Origin of the sequence: Ruegeria marisflavi, from assembly GCF_025673445.1 — a bacterium.
Taxonomy (GTDB): domain Bacteria; phylum Pseudomonadota; class Alphaproteobacteria; order Rhodobacterales; family Rhodobacteraceae; genus Ruegeria_B; species Ruegeria_B marisflavi.
In genome coordinates this window covers 19,933-28,790 of record NZ_JAOVQN010000036.1, presented here as the reverse complement: position 1 = coordinate 28,790, position 8,858 = coordinate 19,933, and the positions used below count along the sequence as shown (strand labels likewise).

Genomic DNA, 8,858 nt, shown 5'->3' with positions numbered 1-8,858 from the left:
GCCGCAGCGAGGGTCTAGTTCCTGGGCAGTCACCTGGACGAGAGGACTTGCCGCGGATGCAACCGTCCGGTTTGTCCGCATCCCGGTCGTTCCCCCAGATTTGCCGAACGGCCGCTGTTGTTAGAAGCTGCCATTGAAGTTGAGACAACGTGGGTATGTCTCCCAGTGTTTATGGGCGTGCGAACAACACCCCGCGCATCATTCCAAAAACAGCTTGCGCTCAAACTCTCTGGCCTCTCGCACCAGTTCGTTGATCTCTGCCCTGGTCTCGACCCATTCCTGCGACCGCAGACCGTGCCGCCAGTATGAATGATGCTTCCTCATCGACTTAGGGCGATACAGGAAATGACAGCTTTCTATTCCAGCGGACGTTGGCTGAAAACAGTGCAAAGGTCCGCGTTGCGGACTTTCCAGACCTCCGACTGATCGGTTTCAACTGGTGCGAACGGCCCAAAGCAGTCATACGCCGTGGTCTCTTCACGCTGCGTTGCGGCCCGTCAGAACGGACTTTCGCGGTGACCGCGAATTCGGGGTGCAATCAAAAACGCTAGTTGGGAGAATGCGACTGATCAGTTTTTTTGGCGAAGATTTTTGCATCGTATCGTGCATTGACGTCGGACCGAGCTCGTACCGTGCAACGCAAACCTGCTGCGCTGAAGGCTAGGATCGATTTTTGTCCTCCAAACCGGCCGTCGCAAGCATATTGGGCGCCCAACCTTCAGCTACTCGACGAAGTGGGTGTCCATAGGACCTTCAAATTGCAGATACAAAATCGTTTCCGCATCAGTTGGGAAGCTGTCTTGGTGCACTTGGCCGCCGATTTGGTACCAGTAATCCCCGGGCAGTTGCAGCCGGGCGTCGGCTTCGGATTCACCTTCGGTCCAATGCTTCGAAGCACCGCTCACGACAACCGCATGATATGCGTAGGTATGTGTGTGCATTCCACCTGGAAAATTGGGGGGAAATTTCAACAAGACGGCAGATTCGCCTTCCTGGGGGTTGCCCCATAGAACGGCCAACTCAATCGGCAGATCCCCTATTGGTACGAATTCCACCCCCGCAAGTGCCTTTGCTGTATTGCCGGAATGGCTGTCTGCAAATGCTGGCGAGACTGCCAGCGCGGCTATCAATGTGGTCGCCAATCCTAGCGTTTTCAGCGCGGTCATAGGTCCATCTCCAAGTTATAGGGAACTAGGTTAAGTTCGTCAGTTTAAACTTCGGATTGCACTGAGTGAGCTGCGTTTCAACTTTCACGCAACTCTCCTGCACCTGATTGTCTAGTCGGAAGCGCCTACCGATCTGAGGAAATCCAGGACTTCCCGTTCGGCATCGGCACGAGCTTCCGGATCGTAGTGGTTTTGGGCAAACCAACCTGGCTCGACCCAACCTTCATCACGAAGTTCAGGGGTCTTTGCATAGGCGGTGTTATCAAAAAAGTGCGTGGCCTGAGGGTATACCTTCAGTCTGGTTCGCGGCTCACTTGGCTTGTTCAAATCGATCAAAGCCCGGCAAGCTGCCAATGATATCCGGGTATCATCCCCCCCTGCCAATACAAGAATTGGCGCATTGAGCTCCATGTCCGGATTACAATGCGGATAAACCACCACACCTGCATAGAACGAAATGTCGTGCGCTCCTCTGGTGAAGTTCACATCAAGGGATCGTTGAACGAACCACCCACTCATGCCGATTCCAAGAAGACCAATTCGGTGCTGATCCACTTCGTCGAGGGCAGTAAGGAAGGAAAGCGCACCTTGCACGTCTTCCAGGAGATTCATCGGAAGATCATCTCGCAAATGGGTTTCGCCCCGGGAAACAAGGCTCTCGACGATCAGTGTCACGAAACCATTGGCCGTCAGATACTCAGCCCACGCCACATAGGAATGACGCGCTTCAATGCTTTCGGGTAGGAGAATAATGGTTGGATGAGGTCCGTCACCGCCGGGGATTGATAAAATCCCGCTCAGGGTCATTCCGGGAGTGGGTTCAAGGGTTATCCCCTTCGCCGCGGCTCGTCTAACTTTGAAGGCAGACGGTTGGACCGGAGGTGTCTCAAAGGTGACTTGTTCACCAGCGGTGGCGCTCTCCGTTTTGACAAGGACCATGGCAAGTGCACACAGTGATGCCTTGAGAGGAAGCGCCACCCCAAAACGATTCGAAGCTGACTTTGTTGAAAAATGTCTCTGACTATGCATCTAGCGCGCTCCTTACAGGACAGTGTTTCCTGCCAGGGGTTGTTGACAACGCTTTCCTTTGGCAACGTGACCCTCGACACCTCAAGATCGATCCTATGGCAATGGGCTGCGCGGTGCAGGAAATCCGCCTGAAATTGATCTGAATAATTCTGAAGTCAGACACCCGGGTGGGGACAACGATCCGGGTAATCTACTGCGCTAGTCAGGCGGTGCGCGGATACCCGGCAAGAGCCAGCCGCTCCTCCAGCATGTCGACATCTCGCAGATCGGTGAAAGCCTGATCGCGGAAGTGGGTAAGGGGCAGATCGTTTCTGGCGATCATGTGCCGGAACCTTTCGGTATTTGCGATCTCTTTCCGATCCGCGACGGCGGCGGCAAAGACATAGTTGCACCATGGGTCGCCGGGTGCACGTTCATGACCCTCTTGGGCGATCTTGATTGCCGCATCGTTCTCTCCTGCCAGGATCTGGCCAAGTGCCAGGAGCGCCAGATAGTGTGGGTAACGGGGGTTGGTCGGCGTTCCAAGTTCCATGATCTTTTGCACCCGATGGATTCCGGCTGCATGTTCACCTGAGAGAATTTCACTGAGCGCGATGGTCTGATGTGCGAGATGGAAGACCGAACTTATTTCGAGGGCGCGCTCGCAATCGGCCCGCGCCCCTTCATGGTCGCCCTTTAGCCAAAGCCGAAGGCTGCCCCGTGTGCGCATCACAAAATCAATATGCGGAGCGATCCCGACTGCACGATCGGCCAGCTCCAGGCAGTACTCCGGTGCGTCAGGTAACTTGGAACGGCTCTCTTGCAGGATCGACAGCACTGCCGCCGAAGCACGCATCGCCAAGGCCATTGCGTTTGTCGGTTCTCGTTCGATGGCCAGTGAAAGCGCGTTGCGCGCCACGTCCCGGTTCTGCATTTGAATCCGCGACATATGGTAGGCTGCCTTGGCCAGCAATTCCTGTGTGTCCAGCTCGTCATTGCTGCGGCCGATGTAGTCCTCGCCTGCATAGTTGAACATTTTGACGCGCAGTACATTGGTGATTTTGTCCGTGATCTGACGGGGAAGGAATTCTGCTTCAGTGATCGGGATGCTCCATGTCTCGGCGAACGCCACGTCACCGGACCGACCGCTGACCAGTTGCACGAACACACGGACTTCTTCACCAGACAGGCTCGCACGCCCGTCGATGGCGTAAAGTGCCGTTTCGCGCTGTGTCTCGTCGGTGGTGACTTTGAGCCCTGCCCGGGGGGAAAGGGCAATGATCAGTTCCTCGGTAACGATCTCGGCAAGTTCGATGAGTTCCGGGGCGTCGCCCATGATACGAAGCGGGGAGATCAAAAGCTTTGGATGCGCCCCCGGACCAATGGATTTTTCACGCACACCATGCAAGCTGTAGCCCCGGCCAACGGCAGTGCGTAAAAGCTGGCGGTCGCGGTCGCCCAAGACGGCGCGAATATCCTTGATACATTGCACCAGATTGTCGTCAGAAACGGATCTTCCTGACCACACCGCGCTGATCAGGTCGTCCCTGTTCACTATTTCGCCGTTTCGTTCAGCCAATTTGCAAAGCAGGCGCAGCGATTTTTCACGCACTGCAACAGGACGACCCTCTTGGTCGATCAACTGACAGGTGTCCGGGTCATATATGACTTTGCCAAGTCGCAGATGATTTTGGCAATCACCAGAAGTGTTCATCGTTCAATACTCATACACTGGAATGTGCCAATAATGTCCGTTGCGATCAATCACGACAATGGCGGTTGCTCCACTAATTAAACCTAGGGACCAGACTGGATTGGTAAGAAAACTCTTTTCGGGAAGTTTTCCGCACAAGCAGTTGCGTGTGCTAGACTTCGAAGTCAACGTAGGGTTGGCGCTGTGGCGGGTCGAGGTGGATCGGAGGACCCATCATGCAAACGCCAAACTTACCTGCCATTCGCGCCCACCGTCCCGCCTGGAACAAGGGTCGCATTGTTGGACAGAAACGTCCACTGCTGCCCAAACATGTCTGGGCAATTCGCGTGCGATTGGAGATCGCCGAGAACCATCGCGACCTGGCGCTGTTCAATCTCGCCATCGACAGCAAATTGCGCGGGTGCGATCTGGTTAAGCTGAAGGTCGCGGATGTTTACGCTGCCGGTCAGGTCAAGGAACGCGCTTCAGTCATTCAGAGCAAGACGCAGAAACCAGTACGCTTCGAAATCACCGAAGGCACGCGGAAGTCGCTCCTGCGCTGGATGGACGAGCCGCTGATGATCGGATCTGAATATCTTTGGCCAGGGCGGTTTCACGAACGGTTGCACATCTCAACGCGCCAATATGCCCGCCTGGTTCGGGAATGGGTGAAATCAATCGGGTTGGAGCCAAGTTCCTATGGCACGCATTCAATGCGCCGAACCAAGGTTGCTCAGATCTACCGAAAGACCGGCAACCTTCGCGCCGTACAACTTCTCCTTGGGCACACCAAGATGGATAGTACGGTTCGTTACCTTGGTGTCGAGCTAGAAGACGCTTTGGCTATCGCGGAAGCTGTCGAAATCTGAACCGTTGGGCCGTCCTTTGTGGGCGGTCCACCTTGCTCTTGGGATTGTTGGAGCCAACTGCTCAATGTCAGCTTCTATTGGTCTGACTGTTTTGCTCGTACCTGCAGCGAATGTCGGCTTCCCGCCCTCTATCGAATGCTGCGTTGTCGACCAATTAGCAGAATGGGCTCGAAGCGGCCCAATGCGACCGCGGCACGCACCTTGGCTCAGATCGCAAGAAACCGGCCATTCGCCACAAACGCCAAGCCATTGATCTTTCGCCTTGCTCCTCGCACCCGAGACATTCGCGCTTCGGCAGGCGACGTTCATGTCAAACGCCGCGAATACGGGCTCAGAGCCCATTTCTTCTTTTGCTGCGCACCGCATGAGCGACGTGAAACTGCGGAAAGCGGCCCTTGATGGCAGGTTTGGCTGCTCAAGGCTGTGATCGCGGATTTGCCGGCGTGGGTGCTTTGGCTTTCAAAGGCGGCACAGCACCTCTTCGGTGTGTTCACCCAATTCCGGCGCGGAACGCCTGAGCGTCGGTTCGTCCACAGATTGTTTGATGGGAAAGCCAAGGATTTTCATTTTTCCGGCACGCGCCCCGTCGGGAGCCATAACCATTTCGCGGTGCCTGATCTGGGGATCGTCGAGCGCCGCGACCACATCAAGGACCGGGCCCGCTGGAACGCCCGCGTCATTGAGCCGTTCCAGCCAAGATTCGGTCGTCCGCCCCTCCAACCTGGCCTGGACTTCGGCACGGATTTCATCGCGGTGCCGCACGCGCGCGTCATTCGTTGCAAACCTCGGGTCGTCGAAAAGATGCCGACAGTCCAGCAGCGAGAAAAGTCGATCCACGATCTGATCGTTCGATGCCGCAATCGCGACGTGACCGTCCGACGTCTCGAAAAGGCCGTAGGGCGCCACAAGCGGATGATCGTTGCCGACCCGCGGCAGCGCCTGGCCGGTGGCAAACACCTCGGTCGCCATGTAGGCCAGCATCGAGACCATACTGTCGGTCATCGCGATGTCGATGGATTTGAAAGTTCTGCTTTCGGTCGGAACCGCAAGTGCCGCAGTACAGCCGAGCGCCGCATAGAGGCCGGCCACGAGATCGCTGATCGGCAGGCCGGACCGCAACGGGGGCGCGCCGTCTTCTCCGTTCGTCCACATGAAGCCGCTCATCGCCTGCGCCACGAAATCGAACGACGGGCGGGCGGCATAGGGGCCGGTCTGGCCGAAGCCGGAGATGTGGCAAACGATCAGGAGCGGATTGAGCATTTCAAGGTCTGCGTCCGACAGACCCATCTTGGCCATTGTGCCGGGTTTGAAGTTTTCGACCAACATGTCCGCGCCTGCGATCAGCTTTTTCAGAACCGCCATCCCGTCGGGCGTCCGCAGGTCAAGAACGACCGACCGCTTGTTTCGGTTGAAGGACGCGAAATAGGCACTCATCCCGTCGATCTTGCTGCCTTGTGCGCGAAGCGGATCGCCCTTGGGGCCTTCGACCTTGATGACGTCTGCGCCGAGATCCGCAAGCTGCTGCGTGCAGAACGGGCCTGATATCACGCGGGTCAGGTCGATGACGCGGGTTCCGTGCAGGCTCATCGGGACTAGCCGACTGCACGTGCGGCGGCGTCGAGGGGGCGTGTCGCCCCGATGGGCGGCGCCTTTTGCAATCTCGCGGGCAGGTCGCGCCCCAGCACACCTGACAGCCAGCGCCCGTGGGTCACGAGTTGGTCGAAGTCCACACCTGTTTCGTGGCCTTCGGCATGCAGGAAATGCACGAGATCCTCCGTTGCGACGTTGCCGGTGGCACCGGGCGCGAAGGGACAGCCGCCGGTGCCGCCGAGCGCGCTTTCGTACCGTGTGATCCCGAGCGACAGACCGGCAAGGACATTGGCGAGAGACAAGCCGCGCGTGTCGTGAAGGTGCAGGACCAGTGACAAATCGGGATAGGCGGAACGCAGGGCAGTCACGACCGTCCTGATCTGGCTGGGGGTTGCGGTGCCGATGGTATCGCCCAGCTTCAATTCCTCGAACCCGATGTCCACCAGGGCACCGGCAATGCGCAGTACCTGCGCCGTCGGCGTCACACCCTCGAACGGGCAGCCGAATGCGACGGCAAGTGCCGCGACGGCACGACGTCCCTCTGCCGCGGCAAGTTCGCGAACGGATTCAAGGCGCGCGATGGCGTCCTGGATCGAGCAATTGCTGTTGGCCCGGCTGTGGCTTTCGGTCGCCGACAGAAAGCACACCCATTCGTGCACGCCCGAGCGGGCGGCACGTTCCGCCCCGCGCAGGTTCGGGACCAGGGCCTGAAAGACGACATCGTCCCGCGTGCCGAGCCCCTGAAGAACCTCTTCGGCATCCGCCATCTGCGGAACGGCACGGGGGGACACGAAGCTGGTGACTTCAAACCGCCTCAGCCCGGCATCGATGCACCGTTCGACCAGTTCGATCTTGTCGGCCGTTGAAACCGGGGCGGTCTCCGATTGCAGCCCATCGCGAGAGCTTACTTCCGTCAACTCGACCTTCATCTGTTCCTCGCTTCGGAATTTTCATGGGCGCGTCCGCGTTGCGTTGGCCCGGTTCTACTGGGGCTACCATATGCAGCCGCGAAAGGGAATTCAGGCATCGCGATTTGCGATGGCTGCCCTCTTGTTTTGCCATTTCATATTCTGCCGCGCGCTCGCTACGCTTGTTCGAATGCGCTTCAGGGAGGAACAATTCATGCGCCTTACAACACTTTATGCGACAAAGCTGGGAATCGTTGCGGCCGGTTTCATGGCCGCCGCGACAGTTCCGGCAGCTGCGACGGAATGCATCGCGCCGTCCAATCCGGGCGGCGGCTGGGACTTCACCTGCCGCACGATCGGCCGGATCCTGACGGAACTGGACCTTGTGGACGGCAACGTCCAGGTCACGAACATGCCCGGTGGCGTCGGTGCCGTGACGTTTGCGATGGTGGCAAGCGAGCGTTCGGACGATCCGGAGCTTATCGTCGCGACATCGACGGTAGGCATCACGCAGATCGCGCAGGGCAAATACCCCGCCGGCGTGGACGCCATGCGCTGGCTCGGAATGCTTGGGGCTGACGTCGGTGTGGTCGCGGTTGCAGCCGACAGCGACATCCAATCGATGGAAGACCTCAATGCCGCGCTGAAGGAAGATCCGTCGTCACTGACCTCGGCAGGTTCTTCTTCGATTGGCGGCTGGGACCATATCCGGCTGCTGATTGCAGCCCGTGAAGCCGGTGTCGAAGATCTGCAGGCCATCCGCTGGGTTCAGTTCGACGGCGGTACGGACGCTGTCACCCAGTTGATCGGTGGACAAGTCGATGTCGTGTCGACGGATATTTCGGAGATCGGCGGTTTTGTCGAATCCGGTGACATTCGCCTGATCGGAGCGATGTCGGATGAACGCATCCCCGCGTTCCCCGAAACGCCGACGATGAAGGAACAGGGCATCGACATGACAGGCTACAACTGGCGTGGCCTCTACACCGGTGGCGGCGTGTCCGACGAGGACTACAACCAGTGGGTTTCCAATCTTGAGACGCTCTACAATTCCGAGAACTGGCAGAAGGCTGCGGTTGACTTCGGTCTCGTGCCGATCTGGCGCGGTGGCGCTGACTTCGAAGCCTACATCCGCGAGCAGGAAAAAGTCACGGCTGATATCTCTCGTGATATCGGTGTGATCGAGTGACGAGTACCCGCGTTCTGGCCGCCGTGATCTTCGTGATCGCGGCGGTCTACACCTACTACGGCCAATCCTACACCGTGTCATTCGGTGACGTTCTGGGGCCCTCCGTCTTTACGCTCATTGTCGGGATTCCCGCGATGTTGCTGTCCGGGTCGCTGGTCGTTTTTCCGGGTGGCGGCGTCGAATGGGCAGGACGCGCGCATCTGGTAAGGCAGGCGATCGCCATCGCGGTTCTGCTGGGCTACGCGTGGCTGCTCAAACCGCTTGGCTTTCCGCTTGCCACGTTCGGGCTCATTTCGGCGCTTGCCATCGTTCTGGGCGGCAACGCCGTCAAGTCACTGGTCCTGGGCGCGGCCATGTCGCTGACGTTGTGGGTCCTGTTCGATCAAATCCTCGGTTTGCCCCTCGCCTTTCTCGGTTACCTTTTCAGAGGCTGAC

Annotated in this window: 8 protein-coding genes; 3 read left to right on the top strand and 5 right to left on the bottom strand. The window is 58.2% G+C overall.

Annotated elements, in window-relative coordinates:
* Positions 1–722: 722 nt before the first annotated feature.
* From OEZ49_RS21755 to OEZ49_RS21745, 3 genes are all read right to left on the bottom strand, one after another.
* Positions 723–1,166, bottom strand: a complete 444-nt coding sequence (locus OEZ49_RS21755) for a cupin domain-containing protein (protein ID WP_263390263.1) — start codon at positions 1,164–1,166, stop codon at positions 723–725.
* A 111-nt stretch (positions 1,167–1,277) separates the two neighbouring features.
* Positions 1,278–2,195 carry a dienelactone hydrolase family protein gene (locus OEZ49_RS21750; RefSeq protein WP_263390262.1) on the bottom strand — a complete coding sequence of 306 codons (918 nt, stop codon included), beginning with the start codon at positions 2,193–2,195 and terminating at the stop codon, positions 1,278–1,280.
* Positions 2,196–2,397: 202 nt separating this feature from the next.
* A complete protein-coding gene (locus OEZ49_RS21745) occupies positions 2,398–3,816 on the bottom strand; it encodes a winged helix-turn-helix domain-containing protein (RefSeq protein WP_263390261.1) in 1,419 nt (472 codons plus the stop codon).
* A gap of 287 nt (positions 3,817–4,103) precedes the next feature.
* On the opposite strand from OEZ49_RS21745, the gene OEZ49_RS21740 reads away from it, so the two are divergent.
* Positions 4,104–4,736 (top strand): tyrosine-type recombinase/integrase, encoded by a 633-nt coding sequence (locus OEZ49_RS21740; RefSeq protein ID WP_263390260.1) that lies wholly within the window; start codon positions 4,104–4,106, stop codon positions 4,734–4,736.
* 459 nt (positions 4,737–5,195) lie between these two features.
* Here the strand turns inward: OEZ49_RS21740 and OEZ49_RS21735 are convergent, their stop codons facing one another.
* The gene (locus OEZ49_RS21735; RefSeq protein WP_263390259.1) at positions 5,196–6,323 is read right to left on the bottom strand and encodes a CaiB/BaiF CoA transferase family protein; all 1,128 of its coding nucleotides are present in this window, start codon (positions 6,321–6,323) and stop codon (positions 5,196–5,198) included.
* A 5-nt stretch (positions 6,324–6,328) separates the two neighbouring features.
* The gene (locus OEZ49_RS21730) at positions 6,329–7,255 is read right to left on the bottom strand and encodes a hydroxymethylglutaryl-CoA lyase (RefSeq protein WP_263390258.1); all 927 of its coding nucleotides are present in this window, start codon (positions 7,253–7,255) and stop codon (positions 6,329–6,331) included.
* Between the two features lie 193 nt (positions 7,256–7,448).
* Between OEZ49_RS21730 and OEZ49_RS21725 the strand changes: the two genes are divergently transcribed.
* Entirely contained in the window at positions 7,449–8,423 is a 975-nt protein-coding gene (locus OEZ49_RS21725; RefSeq protein WP_263390257.1) for a Bug family tripartite tricarboxylate transporter substrate binding protein, read from the top strand.
* On the top strand, positions 8,420–8,857 hold the full coding sequence (locus OEZ49_RS21720; protein WP_263390256.1) for a tripartite tricarboxylate transporter TctB family protein: 438 nt from the start codon (positions 8,420–8,422) through the stop codon (positions 8,855–8,857). The genes OEZ49_RS21725 and OEZ49_RS21720 overlap by 4 nt, the downstream gene beginning before the upstream one ends.
* The last annotated feature ends 1 nt before the right edge of the window (position 8,858 follow it).

What these genes read in the sequence shown, in the direction of transcription:
- OEZ49_RS21755 (WP_263390263.1), bottom strand. Translation starts at nt 1,166, where the DNA reads ATGACCGCGCTGAAAACGCTAGGATTGGCGACCACATTGATAGCCGCG.
- OEZ49_RS21750 (WP_263390262.1), bottom strand. Translation starts at nt 2,195, where the DNA reads ATGCATAGTCAGAGACATTTTTCAACAAAGTCAGCTTCGAATCGTTTT.
- OEZ49_RS21740 (WP_263390260.1), top strand. Translation starts at nt 4,104, where the DNA reads ATGCAAACGCCAAACTTACCTGCCATTCGCGCCCACCGTCCCGCCTGG.
- OEZ49_RS21735 (WP_263390259.1), bottom strand. Translation starts at nt 6,323, where the DNA reads ATGAGCCTGCACGGAACCCGCGTCATCGACCTGACCCGCGTGATATCA.
- OEZ49_RS21730 (WP_263390258.1), bottom strand. Translation starts at nt 7,255, where the DNA reads ATGAAGGTCGAGTTGACGGAAGTAAGCTCTCGCGATGGGCTGCAATCG.
- OEZ49_RS21725 (WP_263390257.1), top strand. Translation starts at nt 7,449, where the DNA reads ATGCGCCTTACAACACTTTATGCGACAAAGCTGGGAATCGTTGCGGCC.